The sequence below is a fragment of the Vibrio sp. Vb1018 genome (genome assembly GCF_033338775.1).
In the GTDB taxonomy this organism is placed as follows: domain Bacteria; phylum Pseudomonadota; class Gammaproteobacteria; order Enterobacterales; family Vibrionaceae; genus Vibrio; species Vibrio alginolyticus.
Genome location: NZ_JAWOTI010000022.1, coordinates 64872 through 81721 on the forward strand (window position 1 = coordinate 64872; position 16850 = coordinate 81721).

Below are 16850 nucleotides of genomic sequence, written 5' to 3' on the forward strand. Positions count from 1 at the left end.
TTAGCATCCTTGTAATAATTGGTCGATAGTTGAGCAATTGAATTGTTTAGATTTTGTCATTTTGTCGCGATGTTCGAGGCAATTTTTGTTTGATCCCACGATCAGCAGTAGTAGTATGAGATCTCGATGAAGGAGGTGCCTATGTCATTTTTGAAGAAGACACTTGCCAGTTTTGGGATTGGGAGCGCGAAGGTAGACTCAATCTTAAACCAAGACGTGCTATACCCAGGTCAAAGCGTGGATGTGTCGATCCATGTATATGGTGGTGCGACTGAACAAGCGATCGACAACATTGATTTAAAACTCTGTTGCCGCTACATCGCAGAAGCCCCTGATGACCGTGGTGCGCGAGAAGGACACAGCATGCGCCGAGTACCTCAAACTCATGTGCTTGCTAAGTGGAGTCTCCCTTACGCATTTACCATCCATTCCGGCGAAGAGCGTACCTTCGATGTTAAGCTCGATGTGCCTTGGAACACGCCTGTCACCATTGGTGATGCCAAAGTATGGTTAGAAACCGGCTTAGACGTTGCTGCTGCTTTGGATCCGACTGATAAAGACATCCTCACCGTTCGACCTGATCCACTGATGGATGCGGTACTATCTGCATTTGAAGCGCAAGGTTTACGAATTCGCCAGGTGGAATGCGAGGAAGTGAAAGGATTCGATCTACCATTTGTGCAAGAGTTTGAGCTGGTGCCAACCGACGGACCTTACCACGGCGTGTGGCGCGAATTAGAATTTGTTGCCCACCGAAGTGAGCAAGAGCTCAAGTTGTGGTTTGAAGTTGACCGCACACGCAAGGGGCAAGGTGGCATGCTCGCGAGCTTACTGGGTAGTGGCAAACTCAAGCGAGAGCTGACCATCCCTGCCACGACTAAGCCAGATCAAGTTGGCGAACTGGTACTCAATTATCTCGATCAAACTACTGCCGTTCATGAGTCTTAATTTAAGCTTACACGTGTAAGCCTAATGTGCCATACTAGAGCAAATTTCAAACTCTAGTATAGGCGCATTGATGTCCGAGCTGCAGAAACCTCAATACAGTCAACGTGAAGAACTGGCCAATACCATCACCCACGGTATAGGGATGATTTTTGGTATTGTTGGCTTGATACTGCTGTTAGTTAAAGCCATAGACCATCAAGCTGACACTTTAACGCTTACCAGTATGGCGATTTATGGTGCGAGTATTATCGTGCTATTTTTGGCCTCGACGCTCTATCATGCGATCCCTCATCCCAAAGCGAAACGTTGGCTAAAAACCTTCGACCATTGTGCTATTTATCTTTTGATAGCAGGCAGCTATACCCCTTTCTTGTTAGTCAGCTTAAGAACACCTCTAGCATTTGGGTTGATGATCGTTATTTGGAGCATTGCGTTGATCGGCATCATCATGAAAGTTGCGTTCGTCTATCGATTTAAAAAGCTTTCTTTGATGACGTATTTGGTGATGGGATGGTTATCGTTGATTGTGATTTATCAGTTGGCGATCAACTTGGATGTCGGCGGACTTACACTGCTTGCTGCTGGTGGAGTTGTGTATTCACTGGGCGTGATTTTCTACGTTGCGAAGCGCATTCCCTTTAACCATGCGATTTGGCACGGCTTTGTTTTGGCTGGCTGCGTGTGCCATTTCTTTGCTATTTATTACTTTGTTGAGCCTATCTAGCCGATAGGCTCAACAAAGAATATTAAACACGTATTAGCGAGTTTTTACCTCTAGCACTTTGGCAGAAAACTGGTATTGCTGTGATTGCGGTACAGCCAATTTAATGCTCTTACCTTGTTCCGCTTGCTGTGGTCGCAGGTAGGTATCCGCCATGCGCTTGATGGATTGCCAAACCGTCACGTTTTCTTTTGCCAGTTGCTGACCAGACATATCAAACACTTGCACCTCAACTTCCACTTGAATGACAGATTGAGAGCTTTGGTTAGTGATTGATGTAGGCAAAATAAGCTCACCGCTTTGATAGCTTGCTGAACCAATCAATACATCCACACCTGAATCTGATAGCTGCATGGTTGGCTTTTTGGCGTTTACCACCACGGTCGTGCCAACGGTTTTCGTTACCACAGGAATTGTCGCAATCGCAGGAGCTGCGATTGTTTCAACTACGCTTGCTGTTGTTTGTGTCTCCGTCGCTTGCTGCGCCGGTTTTTTCATGACGTACTCCCAGGTAAAGTCATCGTTCAACTTCACTTCTCGACCATCGGCTAAAGTGATGACCTCGGCGGCGTATGTGGATGAGGCGGCAAGTAGGGTCGCCAGAGTAATCCATGTTTTCATTGTTATACCTTTTAATTAGAGTCTGCTTAGCGGCGCCAAAACGCAGGAAAGAACAGTACAAGAATAGTCAGAATTTCCAAGCGGCCCATTAACATCCCAAAGCTTAAGAGCCATTTGGCAGTATCGGGCAGAGGCGCGAAGTTGCCTGTCGGGCCAATCACACTGCCCATACCAGGGCCAACATTGGCAACGGCGGTGATTGAGCCAGAAATACTGGTCACAGGGTCGAGGCCAAGAGCACTTAAACAACCCGCGATAAAGATAATGGTGATAAAAAACATCAAGCCAAATGCCACCACTGAGCGAACAATATCATCATTCACCGGTCGCTGGTTATAACGCTGTACAAACACCCCTGAAGGGTGAATCAACTTCATCATTTGTTTGTTTAGCAGCGTCATCGCAATTTGGAAGCGGAAGATTTTGATCCCGCCAGACGTTGATCCTGAGCATGCTCCCGCCATCATTAAGAATGCGAAAAGAGTGGTGGGTAATGCGCCCCATGCGGTGAAGTCTTCTAAGCCAAAGCCAGTTGTGGTGACGACAGAGACAATATTAAACATCGACACTCGCAGGGCATCCAAAATGGTGTACCCATCTCGAATCACTAACCAAGCTGAAATCACTAAGCTTGAGAATACGAACAGGTACGCAAATCCTCTAACTTGAGCGTCGTTAACCAACACATCAATACGGCGTTTACGTAACGCGGCGATAAAGAGCAAAAACGGCAAACCACCTAAGAACATAAAGGTAGTGGCCACCCAATGTGCGCCATTAGAGAAGTGGTTCATTGACCCATCAGATGTAGAGTATCCACCCGTCGATAGCGTAGTAAAGGCATGGTTGATTGCTTCGAACAGGTTCATGCCGGTGATCAAGTAGCCCAAAATACATAGGCCCGTTAGCATTAAATAAACCGCTACGATGTTTTTGGCGACCGTTTTCGCTCTTGGACTACTTTTATCCGACCAATCTGATGATTCGGTTTGGAATAGCTTCATACCACCGACATTCAGCATAGGTAGCACTGCTACCGCCATCACGATAAAACCAATGCCACCAAGCCACTGTAAAATAGAGCGCCACAACAATATGCTCGGCGCCATGTTGTCTAGGCCACTGAGCACCGTTGAGCCCGTCGTGGTGATACCCGACATCGTTTCGAAGTAGGCGTCGGTGAAGCTGATGTGGTTGATAAACACAAATGGCAAAGCGGCAAACGCACTTGCGATGGTCCAAACCAAACTGGTGATGAGGAACATATCGCGTACGCTGAGTTTGAACTTGGCGGTTCGACCTATCGTTAGGCAGATGAAGGCGGCAAGGTGCGTGATCACAACGGCTTGGGCGAAATCGAGGAATCCCCCCGTACCGGTAAAGAAAGCGACCAAAGTCGGCACGTACATAAACAGGGCCAGTTTGGATAAAACCAGCCCGATAACAAACAGTACGGGACGTAAGTTGACCATAGGAAAATCCTAGAGGAAGAATGGACTCGGCTGGAATAGCGCTTCGACGTCTGATACGTATTTTTTGTTGACCAGGAACATCACCACATGGTCATCCTGCTCGATGACCGTACGGTCGTGGGCAATAAGAACTTCTTCACCACGAACGATAGCACCAATGGTGGTCCCAGGTGGAAGTTTTATATCTCCAATCGCACGTCCAACCACTTTAGATGTACTTTCATCACCGTGAGCGACGGCTTCAATCGCTTCCGCAGCGCCGCGGCGAAGTGAGGATACGTTTACGATATCAGCGCGACGAACGTGCGTTAGCAAGGCTGAAATAGTGGCTTGCTGAGGTGAGATTGCTACATCAATTACGCCGCCTTGTACCAGGTCTACATAAGCGCCACGTTGGATCAGCACCATCACTTTTTTAGCGCCCATGCGTTTTGCTAACATTGCAGACATGATGTTGGTTTCATCTTCGTTGGTCAGCGCGATGAAGACGTCGACTTGGTCGATGTTCTCTTCCGAGAGAAGCTCTTGGTCTGCCGCATCACCGCAGAACACGATGGTGTTTTCTAGTTGCTCAGAGAGCTTTTCTGCACGCTGGTAGTTACGCTCAATCAGCTTCACGCTGTAAGTTTGCTCTAGGCGTTTAGCCAAGCTTGCGCCGATGTTACCCCCGCCAACAATCATGATGCGGCGGTACGGTTTTTCTAGACGCTGAAGCTCACTCATCACTGAGCGAATATGATTACTTGCTGCAACGAAGAACACTTCATCGTCGGCTTCAATAATCGTGGTGCCTTGTGGGCGAATCGGGCGACCCTGGCGGAAAATAGCCGCCACACGGGTATCGATGTGCGGCATGTGCTCACGCAAAGCAGACAGCGCATTACCCACCAGCGGGCCACCATAGTAGGCTTTCACCGCCACTAGGCTGACTTTCTGTTCAGCAAAGCTCACCACTTGCAGCGCGCCTGGGTATTGGATCAGACGTTCGATGTAGCTCGTGACGAGTTCTTCTGGTGCGATAAGGTGATCAACAGGAATAGCGCCAGATTTAAACAGGGCTTCTTTTTCTGCCAAGTATTCTGGAGAGCGAATACGCGCAACGCGGTTTGGGGTATTGAATAGAGTGAACGCGACCTGACAGGCGGCCATGTTGGTTTCATCAGTGTTGGTTACTGCGACGAGCATATCGGCGTCTTGCGCGCCAGCTTCGTGTAGCACGTCTGGATGGCTCGCATGGCCATTGACCACACGTAGGTCGTATTTGTCCTGCAATTCACGCAGTCGGTCGGCATTATTGTCGACGATGGTGATGTCGTTGTTTTCACCCACTAGGTTTTCTGCCAGTGTGCCGCCAACCTGACCTGCACCAAGAATAATGATCTTCATACTCTTTTCTCGTATCTGAAAAAGGCGATTGAAATCACTTCAATCGCCCTATTTAGCATGCTGTTACGCGTGTGTCTTAGTTAGCACTGCGTAGTAGAAACCATCCATATCTTCTTCGCCTGGTAGAATTTGACGACCAGGCTGGTCGGGATCAGAATCCAGCAGTTGCGCATCCGCGGTACGTGCTAAAAACGCTTTTACTTGCTCCACGTTTTCTTGCGGTGTGATTGAACAAGTCGCGTAAACCATGGTGCCGCCGGGCTTCAGTTGCGTCCACATGGCATCAAAAATTTCACTTTGCAGCTCTGCTAATGCGGCGATGTCGTCTGCACGACGTAGCCATTTGATGTCTGGGTGACGACGAATCACGCCAGTCGCAGAACATGGGGCATCCAGCAAAATGCGATCAAATTGCTCGCCTTGCCACCATTCTTGTGGATTACGCGCATCACCGCAAACCACTTTTGCCTGAAGGTTGAGACGCTTCAGGTTTTCATGCACACGTTTCAAGCGTGTGTCGTCGCAGTCAATCGCGACCACTTCACTGCCCGACGTGCGCTCTAGAATGTGCGCAGTCTTGCCACCTGGCGCAGCACAGCAATCTAAAATCCGTTCGCCGTCTTGTGGTTTTAGGTAGTTGATCGAAAGCTGCGCCGCCGCATCTTGTACCGAAACCCAACCTTTATCAAAACCAGGTAGCTTCATCACGTCACATGGTGCGGCCAATTTTATGGCGTCCATTGCTTCTGTGTGTGGCGTGCTATCAATGTTTTCATTTTTGAGCAGCGCAAGGTATTCATCACGAGTGTGGTGTTGATGGTTCACACGCAGCCACATTGGTGCTTTTTGGTTGTTCGCTTCAACAATACTTTCCCATTGCTTTGGGTAGGCCTCTTGCAGCAGTTTTAGTAACCAGCTTGGGTGACCGTACTTGCCAGCGTTGTTGCTGACGGCCATTTGGTCGAGTTCTTCTTGGTTGCGCTGGTAGTTACGCAATACCGCGTTAATCAAACCACGCAGACGAGGACCTTTCAGCTCTTTAGTGCCTTCAACCGTTTCACCGACTGCTGCGTGCGCAGGAATACGCATGAAGCTCAGTTGGTAAATACCAACCAGAATTAGGTGATGGAATACACGTTGTTTGCCTTTGAGGGGCTTATCCATCAACTGGTTTGCGATCATTTCTAGGCGAGGGAGGTAACGTAGCGCACCGTAACAGATCTCTTGTAACAGAGCGTGGTCACGAGGTCGTACCGTTTGTTGAGCCGCTGGAAGAGCGCTTGAAAGTGAGTGGCCCTTGTCGACGACAAGATACAGGACGTTAGCAGCCGCAGCGCGAACATTCATGATGAGTACCTTAAAGTAAAGGAGGGCATCTCTGCCCTCTAAAAGTTCGTATAATTGGGGATAATAACCCCTAGTATGGCTTAAACTAGCAGAGTGCCCACTTCAAACCAAGCCGCACGCGAATTCAGAATATCCTGAACTGACATGGCTTTTTTGCCAGGAACTTGCAGTTGCTCTAGCACCAGTATGCCGTTGCCTGTCGCAACATAGATACCGGTTTTATCTGCTTGCACGATGGTGCCGGCTGGCTTGTCACTGGTTTGCTCTGCCACACGGCTTTGCCATACTTTGATGCTGTTTTCTGCCGCCTCAAAGTGGCTCATTGGCCATGGGTTAAATGCACGAACGCAGCGCTCAATGTGCGCCGCATCGTCGTTCCAGTTGATGCGTGCTTCTTCTTTGCTGAGTTTTTTCGCATAGTTCGCTAGCTCATCGTCTTGCTTCACTGGCACTGCTTTACCCGCAGCAATGTCTGCTAGGCAGTCAATCAGGGCTTCTGGACCAAGCTCAGCCAATTTTTCGTACATTGAAGCGCTGGTATCTGTCGCTTCTATTGGCAGAGTTGCAATCTTCAGCATATCACCAGTGTCGAGACCGATATCCATCTGCATGATGGTCACGCCAGTTTCTGCATCGCCCGCCCAAATAGAGCGTTGGATTGGAGCCGCACCACGCCAACGAGGTAGGATAGAACCATGTACGTTGATACAACCCAGTTTAGGGGTATCAAGAACCGCTTGTGGCAGCAGCATCCCGTACGCCACGACAACCATGAGGTCGGCGTTCAGATCGGCAAGTTCTTGTTTCGCTTCGTCGGACTTAAAGCTTTCAGGTTGGTAAACCGGGATATTGTGTTCTAGCGCCAGTTGTTTTACCGGTGGCGCAGCCAATTTTTTGCCACGACCCGCTGGACGATCTGGGTTTGTGTAAACCGCGATGACTTCATGCTCCGAAGACAACAACGCCGCCAAGTGACGGGCGGCGAAATCCGGAGTACCTGCAAAGACAATTCGTAAAGACTGACTCAAGGTAGACTTCCTTCTAATTGGTATGGTTCGAGATTAAGCGTTTTGCTGCTTCTCGTTAAAGCGTTTGATTTTCGCTAGCTTGTCCTGAATGCGTTTGCGTTTCAGTGGCGATAGGTAATCCACGAACAGCTTACCTTGTAAGTGATCAAGCTCGTGTTGAACACAAATCGCTAGCAGGTCGTCGGCTTCAAAGGTGAACTCTTTGCCATCACGATCCAGTGCCTTAACGGTAACTTCTGCAGCGCGAGGCACAAGTGCGCGTGCACCTGGTACCGACAGACAGCCTTCTTCGATGCCATCTTCGCCACGCTTTTCCAGAATCTCAGGGTTGATTAGCACCATCGGCTCATCGCGAGTTTCTGAAATATCAATCACTACGATACGTTTGTGGATATCAACCTGCGTTGCAGCAAGGCCAATACCTTCTTCGTCGTACATGGTTTCAATCATGTCATCGACGATTTTTTGAATCTCAGGGGTCACCGCTTCAACAGGCTTTGCGACTGTGCGCAGGCGATCATCCGGGAATGTTAATACTTGTAATACAGACATATTCACTCGAAATATTGAACTGTGCCGAAACAGCACAAACCTTGTTGGCTCAATTCTAGACATTTTATAGCCTAAATGACAGCATCCTTGCACCAATTTCCATTCTGGTTCCTGCTTAATAGACCAAGGACGAGGGTCATGAATCGAATTTTCCGCAACGTTGCCAGTGTTACGTTGCCGTTACTTTTCTCTTTCAACGCTGTAGCAAATGTGGATGCGAACCCACTGACTGTTAAAGATGATGCGCCACAAACGTATGTAGTCGTGAAGGGCGATACGCTATGGGATATTTCGGCCATGTACTTAGATAGCCCGTGGTTGTGGCCTCGTTTATGGCAAGTAAACCCGGAAATCGATAACCCTCATTTAATTTATCCCGGAGACAAGCTGTCTTTGGTGTGGATTAACGGTCAGCCCGTGTTGAGCCTAAAACCGGTTAAGAAGCTGAGCCCGAAAGCTCGCATCACAGAAAAGAAAGCCGTACCAACGGTCGCGGAAGGTTTGGTGATGCCTTACCTCAAATCGGATCGGTTGCTAGATAAAGATTCGTTGAACAATGCTGCAAAAGTGATGGGTAGCAGCAAAGGCAGTAAGTATCTGACTACAGAAGATGTGCTGTATATCAATGGCAATCAGACCGCGACAGGTTGGGCTATTTACCGACCAGTAGCTACCTTTTCGCGTGACGATGTGTCCGAAGAGATTACCGCGCTGCGTTTGATTGCCAAAGGCGAGCTCGTTGAAGCTTCGAGTGATTATTCAGGTTTGAAGCTTACATCGCAAATGCAAGAAATCCTACGTAACGATATCGCGTTGCCAAATCAATCGGTTGAGAATACTGACTTCACGACTACGTTCTATCCGCTGCCGTCGCCACAAGGCAGTTCTGCAAAGTTGCTAGGTAATATCGAAGGTATTCGCTTTAGTTCAACTAACCAAGTCGTGGTGATTGATAAAGGCACGTCAGATAATCTCAAGCAAGGCAGTGTGTTTGATTTAAAAGAAGACGCGCACCCAGTTTACAAAGACGGCGATGAGTTCAAGAAAGAGTTTGGCGTGCTTGATAAGAAAATTACTTTGCCTCAAAGCAAAGTTGGTGAGTTGCTGGTCATTCGTCCTTATGAGTACTTTAGCTTGGCACTGATCACTAACAGTACGAAACCCATTAACCAAGATATTTCGGTGGTGTCACCGTTGGCGGACGAATTAACCATCGATGAATCGACGAAATAACGATGATCTCGCTGCCTGGTTAAAACTGAGTTGTTTACCAGGCATTGGCGGCGTCAAAATGAATAAGCTACTGGCAAGAGACACGCCACGTAACATCGTAAACTTCTCTCCTGAACAGCTACAACAACTTGGGTTAACAACTAAGCAAATTCAAGCTTGGGCTTCAACAGATAAAGAAGTCGATGCTTGTTTAAGCTGGCTTGAGGCTTCTACAAATCATCATATCCTGACACTGACTGACCCGCGTTATCCACCTCAACTCAAACAAATCGTTGCACCGCCACCTCTACTTTTTGTTCAAGGAAACCCTACTTGTCTCTCTCAGCCACAAATCGCGATGGTTGGCAGTCGAAATGCGAGTATTGATGGATTACAGCATGCACGTCAGTTTGCTGCAGAGTTTGTTCAGCACGATTTTATTGTCACCAGTGGTCTCGCTTTAGGCATTGATGGTCATGCGCATGATGGTGCGTTGCAAGCGGGTGGTAAGACGATTGCGGTGCTAGGATCTGGCTTAGAAAATATTTATCCGGCACGTCATCGTGGTTTAGCGCAACGTGTTATTGAACATGGGGCCTTGGTGTCTGAGTTTCGGCCTAATGCCAAGCCGCGTCCAGAAAACTTCCCGCGTCGTAATCGTATTATTAGTGGATTATCGCTTGGTGTACTGGTCGTCGAGGCGGCGAAAAAGAGCGGCTCGTTAATTACAGCTCGTTACGCGCTTGAGCAAGGTCGAGAAGTATTTGCGCTGCCAGCGTCAATCAATGCCCCCAATGCCTGCGGTGGAAACCAGTTGATACGTCATGGCGCTTGCCTCGTAGAAAAGACGAAAGATGTCTTAGATGAAATACAGTCCTTGCTTGATTGGTCTATTAATCAGAGTACCGATTTATTTTCTACGTTAAATGATGAAGAAGAATTGCCATTTCCTCAGCTGTTAGCTAACGTAGGAAGTGAAGCTACACCGGTTGATATTCTTGCAAACAGGACCAATATACCTGTCCAAGAAGTCATGATGCAGCTCTTAGAGTTAGAACTCTCTGGGCATGTCGTTGCGGTTTCAGGTGGCTATATTCGAAAGGGGAGGGGCTAGCTATGATGATGGATATACTGATGTATCTATTCGAAACCTACATCCATAGCGATGCAGAGTTACAGGTCGAACAAGACGAGTTGGAAGAAGAGTTGCTTCGTGCAGGCTTCCAACAAAAAGATATCTACAAAGCCCTTGTCTGGTTAGAAGAGCTTGCCGCATTGCAGCAAAGTGACACCTCTTCTGCAATCTCGACTTGCATGGCTTCGTCATCAACTCGTATCTACACAGCGAAAGAGATGCAGCGTTTAGATTTGGAATGCCGAGGTTTTCTATTGTTTCTCGAGCAAATCAATGTGTTAACCACAGAAACTCGCGAAATGGTGATTGACCGAGTGATGGGATTAGAAACGAGTGAGTTTGAGCTTGAAGATCTCAAATGGATCATTCTGATGGTGCTGTTTAATGTGCCTGGCAACGAAAACGCTTACACGCTAATGGAAGAGCTGTTGTACACCAAGGAACAAGGGATTCTTCACTAACCATCTGGGCAAGTTCGAGTTTAACTAGAATAAACGCGAGCTTGTCTTTTTGTGTGTTTTTCACGAAACGGTAAGTATGAGTAGTAAAATCGACAACACCCTTTTCTCTGCCCATGAACACGCTTTGGAGCACGAGCCGTGTCCAAAATGTGGTGGTGAGCTGACCCTCAAACATGGCAAACACGGTCCCTTTCTTGGCTGTAGCCACTACCCAAGCTGTGATTACATCAAAGCCCTGCACAACAATGATGGACACATCGTGAAAGAGTTGGGTGTGCCTTGTCCTGAGTGTGGCAATGAGTTGGTACTCCGCCAAGGGCGCTACGGCATGTTTGTTGGTTGCAGTAACTATCCGGCGTGCCATCATATTGGGTCGATTAATCAACCAGAGCCAGAGGCGCAGTCACAAGAGCAACACGCTTGCCCTGAATGTGGCAAAGGACATTTGGTTGAGCGTAAAACCCGATTTGGCAAAACATTCTACGCGTGTGATAACTACCCTAAATGCAAATTTGCTGTGAACCTTGCTCCGGTCAAGGGGCGATGCGAAGAATGTGGTTTTACTTTGTTGGTGGAGAAGAAACTCGCCAGTGGTGTGAAATTGCAATGTGCCAACCGTAAGTGCCAGCACACCCAGCAAGGTTAAATGAATTGAAAAGGGTCGCATCGTGCGACCCTTTTTTGTTTTTTTGCTGCCAAACGTTAGTGTTGAGGCTGTTTAGCGAACGCTTGCACGGCTGGGAAAGCTATTGGGTCTAAGATGTCTGCCAGGGCGCACAACCTACGGTGCAATTCTCCTGGGTAGTCGCCACACACGTTGATGTGTCCCATCTTGCGACCTGCACGTTTCTCTTTGCCATACCAATGAAGGTGGCAACCATCCATTGATAACAATGCATCTGGTAGTGTGTCTTCACCAAGAATATTGATCATTGAGGTTTCACGAACCAATTTCGTACTACCTAATGGTAAGCCGCACACGGCGCGCAGATGGTTTTCAAACTGACACGTTTCTGCACCTTGCTGTGTCCAGTGACCAGAGTTGTGCACGCGTGGAGCAATCTCATTCACTAAAAGTGCCCCATCGACATCAAAGAACTCAAGCGCTAATACGCCAACGTAATCTAGGCTATCTGCGACAGCCGTGAACATTTGCTTTGCTTGTTCCTGTAACCCTGGCGCATCAATCGCAGTAGAAAGACTCAATACACCGTTGGTGTGAACATTCTCTGCCAGAGGGTACACTTCCACATTTCCATCTTTGCTTCGAGCACCAACTAGTGATACTTCGCGGTTAAAAGGAACAAACTCTTCAGCAACAATCGCTTGAGTTGGTGTTGCCGCGATGCACTCTGCCATCTCAGTCCAAATGTCGTCGACTTGAGAAGCTTCTTTTAAGCGCCATTGGCCTTTACCATCGTAGCCACCCAATGCACTTTTCAGAACCATTGGCATACCAACGTGTTCAATTGCGCGGTCAAAGTCTTCACGAGTTTCAATGACGTAGTATTTCGCGTTGCGCACGCCAGCATCATCAAGCAGTGCTTTTTCAATACGGCGATCACCACCTGCTTTGATGGCTTGCGTACTTGGTAGGAACTTGCCGCTCGCTTCGCAAACCTTGAGCACGTCATGTGGAATATGCTCGAACTCGGCAGTAATCACATCAACTTGCGTAATCGCATTTTCCAAGCCATGGCCAAGTACCTGTTGAGTTAAAGGGTGAACGACATCACCGCTGCTGACATCGTAAGCTGAAATTTGAATATTCAGTGGCGCACCAGCCAGAGACATCATACGAGCCAACTGACCCGCACCAAGAACCAGTACATGCATCTGATTAATCCTCTGCAGGGTTTGGATTTGCGAGAACTGTTTCCGTTTGCTCATTACGGAATGCTTCTACCTTCGCCATGATGTTTTCATCATGAGTGCCTAGGATTTGCGCTGCTAGGATACCGGCGTTTGCTGCGCCCGCTTCGCCAATCGCCAATGTACCAACCGCAACTCCCTTTGGCATCTGTACAATAGAGAGCAGTGAATCCATACCTTTCAGTGCACGAGACTGAACGGGAACCCCAAGCACTGGCAAACTAGTAAACGCCGCCGCCATACCTGGTAGGTGCGCTGCACCACCTGCGCCTGCGATGATAACTTTGATGCCGCGCTCTTTTGCGCCACTAGCGTAGTCAGCCAGTAATTGAGGAGTTCGGTGTGCTGACACTACTTTTGTTTCGTAAGGCACGCCAAATTGGTCTAGCATGTCTGCTGCTAGTTTCATGGTTGGCCAATCGGATTTAGAACCCATGATGATACCGACTTTCATCTCAAACTCCTTTAAGCTGCAAAAATTAGGTGAGCTATAAATTTGTGCGCATTATACGGGGATTTTTATCTCAAGCAAACGTTTGCGTCTTGTTGTTGGCGCTATTGATACATTTTATAAAAAAATTGCTTTAGTGTCTGAGAATGAATATTTGTACACTTAGTGAAAACAACACAGTCAAACAAATAGGAAGTAATCGGTGGATAACTTTGAACAAGTGCTCAACGCACTCAAGCAAGGCGAAGTGATTGCCTATCCAACAGAAGGGGTTTTTGGTGTCGGATGTGATCCAGATAACCCAGAAGCAATTCAAAAGCTATTAGAGCTCAAGCAGCGTCCGGTAGAAAAAGGGCTGATTCTCATCGCGGCAAGTTACGATCAGCTCTTGCCTTATATTGATGAATCTCAGTTGACTGAAGAACAATTACAGACTGTTCATGCCACTTGGCCAGGCCCATACACTTGGATCATGCCAGCGAGCGATAAAGTATCCAACTGGGTTTCAGGGCAGTTTGATTCAATTGCGGTTCGTGTGACTGATCATCCTTTGGTGCAAAAAATGTGTAATGCATTCGGAAAGCCGTTAACCTCTACCAGCGCGAATCTTTCCGGCTTACCACCGTGTATGACCACGGAAGAAGTCGAAGAGCAGTTGGGTGATAAGCTGGTCGCCATTCTTCGTGGCGAGACCAGCGGTCGTGATAAACCCAGCGAGATTCGTGACGCCAAAACTTCACAAATATTAAGACAGGGTTAACCCTGCTAGCCAGCCATCATTAGGTTTCACGTAATAGGTAATAACGTATGTCAGCGATCGATAAGCACGCCGTAAAGCAGTTCTTGATGTCACTTCAGGACTCCATTTGTCAGCAGTTAGAACAAGAAGATGGAAAGGCCGTCTTTGTCGAAGATGCATGGCAACGTGAAAAAGGAGAGCGTCTGGGTGGCGGTGGTCGCTCACGTGTTTTGCGTGATGGCCTTGTTTTCGAGCAGGGAGGCGTGAACTTCTCGCATGTGGAAGGGAAAGAAATGCCAGCATCTGCGACAGCGCATCGCCCAGAGCTAGCGGGTCGTCGTTTTGAAGCGATGGGTGTTTCTTTGGTTATTCACCCTAAAAACCCTTATGTACCGACTTCACACGCCAATGTCCGCTTCTTTATTGCAGAAAAAGATGGCGAAGACCCAATTTGGTGGTTTGGTGGTGGTTTTGACCTAACACCGTTCTACCCATTTGAAGAAGATTGCCAATCATGGCACGACACTGCAAAACAGCTTTGTGCACCATTTGGTGACGATGTTTACCAAGAGTATAAGGCATGGTGTGACAAATATTTCTTCCTACCACATCGTAATGAAACTCGCGGTGTTGGCGGTTTGTTCTTTGATGATCTAAACCAGTGGGAATTTGATAAGTGTTTTGCTTACATCAAAGCCGTCGGTGAAGGCTATTGCCAGGCTTATTTGCCGATCGTTTCTCGTCGTAAAGAGATCGAGTATGGTGAGCGTGAGCGTGAATTCCAACTATATCGTCGCGGCCGTTACGTAGAGTTCAACTTAGTGTATGACCGTGGCACCTTATTTGGTTTACAAAGTGGTGGGCGTACTGAGTCGATTCTGATGTCAATGCCGCCGCTCGCTCGCTGGGAGTACTGCTACGAGCCAGAAGCGGGATCGCCAGAAGCTGAACTTTACGAGCGATACCTAACGCCCCGAGAGTGGTAAGCACGGAATCTCCTTTTCTATATAGATAGATAGTGATAGGGTCATCTGTAATCAGGTGGCCCTGTTTTCTCTATATCTAAGTAAGGAACAAAGGTAAGGAAATGACCCAGCAAATCGATCGCTATGCCGTGTTTGGTAATCCTATCGGACACAGTAAGTCGCCATTCATTCACACCTTGTTTGCTCGTCAAACTAATCAATCTTTGGTGTATACCGCAGAAAGTGCACCTGTTGATGGTTTTATTGACGCGGCGAAGGTGTTTTTTGCTGAAGGTGGCAAGGGGTGCAACATCACTATGCCATTTAAAGAAGATGCTTATCAATTTGCTAGTCGATTGACAGAACGGGCTCAGTTAGCAGGCGCGGTAAATACCCTCAAGAAGTTAGACGATGGTGAAATCATCGGTGACAACACTGATGGTGCAGGTTTAGTGCAAGATCTGCTTCAGCATCAGGTTGTATTGGAAGGTGCGCGAATCCTAATTATTGGTGCTGGTGGTGCGGCTCGTGGTGTTATTAAGCCACTACTCGATCAAAAGCCGACCTCTTTAACCATTACCAACCGTACCTTTAGTAAAGCACAAGAGCTCGCAGAGCTGTTTGTCTCTCACGGTCCTATCCTCGCCAAAGAGATGGCAAGTATTGATGAAGAGTATGATGTCATCATTAACTCCACATCCGCTTCTCTTAGTGGTGAACTGCCGACTATTTCATCCTCCATCTTTGCCGCTAACAGTACAAGCTATGACATGATTTATGGCAAAGGGGTGACGAGCTTTAACTTATGGGCAAAAGAGAATGGTGCCGCTCATGCGTATGACGGTCTTGGAATGTTAGTTGGGCAGGCTGCGGAAAGCTTTATGCTCTGGCGTGGCTTACGTCCTGGTGCCAAACAAATTCTCAGAGAACTAAGAAAGAATCTTGAAGGTCAATAAGCGATGAATCAATCCATCTTATTCCCAGATATTCAATCATGGGATGAAGTATCACAATCGGTAAACTTTTCGGCGCAACAATCAGGCGCACTAATAGAGTGCTTTGTGACGAAACAAAAGTTAGAAAAGCTCAGTGGTTCACTGATTGAAACTGAGCAAGCGGCAATTAAAGTGTTTACTGATTACAGATTCGACCTAGAAGAAATGGCTGAAGAGCTAATAGAAGATGAAGCCTTCAACGAAGAAGGCCATATCATCATCGGTTAACAGGGTTTTAGTTCAAGTCTTTTACTTCATTTAAGTAGTCGTTTTTGTTCTGCACATAGTTGTTGGCAGACTTTTGCAAGAAAGCTCGTTCTTTTTCTGATAGAGGGCGAGCTTGTTTTACTGGGCTTCCAACATATAAGTAGCCACTTTCTAATACTTTCCCAGGTGGCACTAAACTGCCTGCTCCGATCATCACCTCTGACTCAATTACAACAGCATCTAAAACAATAGCTCCCATACCAACCAAAACACGATCGTGGATCTCACAACCGTGCAGCATCACTTTGTGGCCAATCGTAACGTCATTACCAATAATCAATGGGTAGCCGTTTGGGTTTTCGGCGTTCTTATGGGTGACATGCAAAACACTGCCATCTTGAATATTCGTTCGATCACCAATGTGAATGTGGTTTACATCGCCTCGCGCTGCTACCAATGGCCAAATGCTAGAATCATCGCCAATTCGGATATCACCGACTAAAACAGAGGTTGGGTCAACGTAAACACGCTCACCAAGTTCAGGCTTTATACCTTTGTAGCTTCTCATTGAGCTCATCTTTTTTCCTTATTCAGGGCGATTACAGGGTGTATGGAGGTAGAATAGTAGTGAAAACTCGCCTTTTAGAATAAAAAACACCCAAACGATAAAAAAATCAAAAAAAACGAGAAAAAGGGCTTGCCAATGTGATCGCAATCTCTATAATGCCACCTCGCTGA

General features: G+C 47.4%; 19 protein-coding genes. 10 read left to right on the forward strand and 9 right to left on the reverse strand.

Annotation, left to right across the window (positions count from 1 at the left end; genetic code table 11):
• Window positions 1-141: 141 nt before the first annotated feature.
• Together R7Z10_RS19575 and R7Z10_RS19580 are read left to right on the forward strand one after the other, a co-directional pair.
• Window positions 142-948, forward strand: coding sequence for a sporulation protein (locus tag R7Z10_RS19575; protein ID WP_005379045.1), 807 nt, complete (start codon window positions 142-144; stop codon window positions 946-948).
• A 70-nt stretch (window positions 949-1018) separates the two neighbouring features.
• Complete coding sequence (locus tag R7Z10_RS19580) at window positions 1019-1672, forward strand: hemolysin III family protein (RefSeq protein WP_025768918.1); 654 nt, start codon at window positions 1019-1021, stop codon at window positions 1670-1672.
• 33 nt (window positions 1673-1705) lie between these two features.
• On the opposite strand, the gene R7Z10_RS19585 is transcribed toward R7Z10_RS19580, so the two are convergent.
• The 6 genes from R7Z10_RS19585 to def all read right to left on the reverse strand — a co-directional run bounded on the left by R7Z10_RS19585 (window position 1706) and on the right by def (window position 8075).
• A complete protein-coding gene (locus tag R7Z10_RS19585) occupies window positions 1706-2290 on the reverse strand; it encodes a DUF3157 family protein (RefSeq protein WP_005379050.1) in 585 nt (194 codons plus the stop codon).
• Between the two features lie 26 nt (window positions 2291-2316).
• Window positions 2317-3762, reverse strand: a complete 1446-nt coding sequence (locus R7Z10_RS19590) for a TrkH family potassium uptake protein (protein ID WP_017821575.1) — start codon at window positions 3760-3762, stop codon at window positions 2317-2319.
• Window positions 3763-3771: 9 nt separating this feature from the next.
• Window positions 3772-5148, reverse strand: a complete 1377-nt coding sequence (gene trkA / locus R7Z10_RS19595) for a Trk system potassium transporter TrkA (RefSeq protein ID WP_005379062.1) — start codon at window positions 5146-5148, stop codon at window positions 3772-3774.
• 63 nt (window positions 5149-5211) lie between these two features.
• Window positions 5212-6495, reverse strand: coding sequence for a 16S rRNA (cytosine(967)-C(5))-methyltransferase RsmB (gene rsmB, locus R7Z10_RS19600; protein WP_086047108.1), 1284 nt, complete (start codon window positions 6493-6495; stop codon window positions 5212-5214).
• An 80-nt stretch (window positions 6496-6575) separates the two neighbouring features.
• On the reverse strand, window positions 6576-7523 hold the full coding sequence (fmt, locus tag R7Z10_RS19605; protein WP_064368874.1) for a methionyl-tRNA formyltransferase: 948 nt from the start codon (window positions 7521-7523) through the stop codon (window positions 6576-6578).
• Between the two features lie 33 nt (window positions 7524-7556).
• Window positions 7557-8075, reverse strand: a complete 519-nt coding sequence (gene def / locus R7Z10_RS19610) for a peptide deformylase (protein WP_005379068.1) — start codon at window positions 8073-8075, stop codon at window positions 7557-7559.
• A 138-nt stretch (window positions 8076-8213) separates the two neighbouring features.
• Here def and R7Z10_RS19615 point away from each other — a divergent pair, with 138 nt between their 5' ends.
• The 4 genes from R7Z10_RS19615 (at window position 8214) to R7Z10_RS19630 (ending at window position 11529) form a co-directional block, all read left to right on the forward strand.
• The gene (locus tag R7Z10_RS19615) at window positions 8214-9308 is read left to right on the forward strand and encodes a LysM peptidoglycan-binding domain-containing protein (protein ID WP_206959990.1); all 1095 of its coding nucleotides are present in this window, start codon (window positions 8214-8216) and stop codon (window positions 9306-9308) included.
• Complete coding sequence (dprA, locus tag R7Z10_RS19620; protein ID WP_053350676.1) at window positions 9292-10401, forward strand: DNA-processing protein DprA; 1110 nt, start codon at window positions 9292-9294, stop codon at window positions 10399-10401. Before R7Z10_RS19615 ends, dprA begins: the two co-directional genes overlap by 17 nt.
• 2 nt (window positions 10402-10403) lie before the next feature.
• Window positions 10404-10883 carry a DUF494 family protein gene (locus tag R7Z10_RS19625; protein ID WP_005379074.1) on the forward strand — a complete coding sequence of 160 codons (480 nt, stop codon included), beginning with the start codon at window positions 10404-10406 and terminating at the stop codon, window positions 10881-10883.
• Window positions 10884-10959: 76 nt separating this feature from the next.
• Window positions 10960-11529 carry a type I DNA topoisomerase gene (locus R7Z10_RS19630; RefSeq protein ID WP_053308100.1) on the forward strand — a complete coding sequence of 190 codons (570 nt, stop codon included), beginning with the start codon at window positions 10960-10962 and terminating at the stop codon, window positions 11527-11529.
• 56 nt (window positions 11530-11585) lie between these two features.
• Here R7Z10_RS19630 and R7Z10_RS19635 read toward each other — a convergent pair whose 3' ends face one another.
• Both R7Z10_RS19635 and purE read right to left on the reverse strand, forming a co-directional pair.
• Complete coding sequence (locus R7Z10_RS19635; protein WP_053308099.1) at window positions 11586-12719, reverse strand: 5-(carboxyamino)imidazole ribonucleotide synthase; 1134 nt, start codon at window positions 12717-12719, stop codon at window positions 11586-11588.
• A gap of 4 nt (window positions 12720-12723) precedes the next feature.
• Window positions 12724-13209 carry a 5-(carboxyamino)imidazole ribonucleotide mutase gene (gene purE / locus R7Z10_RS19640; RefSeq protein ID WP_033906572.1) on the reverse strand — a complete coding sequence of 162 codons (486 nt, stop codon included), beginning with the start codon at window positions 13207-13209 and terminating at the stop codon, window positions 12724-12726.
• 199 nt (window positions 13210-13408) lie between these two features.
• On the opposite strand from purE, the gene R7Z10_RS19645 reads away from it, so the two are divergent.
• From R7Z10_RS19645 to R7Z10_RS19660, 4 genes are all read left to right on the forward strand, one after another.
• Window positions 13409-13966 (forward strand): L-threonylcarbamoyladenylate synthase, encoded by a 558-nt coding sequence (locus tag R7Z10_RS19645; protein WP_005379084.1) that lies wholly within the window; start codon window positions 13409-13411, stop codon window positions 13964-13966.
• Window positions 13967-14013: 47 nt separating this feature from the next.
• The gene (gene hemF, locus R7Z10_RS19650) at window positions 14014-14931 is read left to right on the forward strand and encodes an oxygen-dependent coproporphyrinogen oxidase (RefSeq protein ID WP_258655231.1); all 918 of its coding nucleotides are present in this window, start codon (window positions 14014-14016) and stop codon (window positions 14929-14931) included.
• A gap of 101 nt (window positions 14932-15032) precedes the next feature.
• Window positions 15033-15866 carry a shikimate dehydrogenase gene (aroE, locus tag R7Z10_RS19655; RefSeq protein WP_017821584.1) on the forward strand — a complete coding sequence of 278 codons (834 nt, stop codon included), beginning with the start codon at window positions 15033-15035 and terminating at the stop codon, window positions 15864-15866.
• Between the two features lie 3 nt (window positions 15867-15869).
• Window positions 15870-16133 (forward strand): DUF1488 domain-containing protein, encoded by a 264-nt coding sequence (locus R7Z10_RS19660; RefSeq protein WP_005379090.1) that lies wholly within the window; start codon window positions 15870-15872, stop codon window positions 16131-16133.
• Window positions 16134-16140: 7 nt separating this feature from the next.
• On the opposite strand, the gene R7Z10_RS19665 is transcribed toward R7Z10_RS19660, so the two are convergent.
• Window positions 16141-16689 (reverse strand): gamma carbonic anhydrase family protein, encoded by a 549-nt coding sequence (locus R7Z10_RS19665; RefSeq protein WP_005379096.1) that lies wholly within the window; start codon window positions 16687-16689, stop codon window positions 16141-16143.
• Between the last annotated feature and the right edge of the window lie 161 nt (window positions 16690-16850).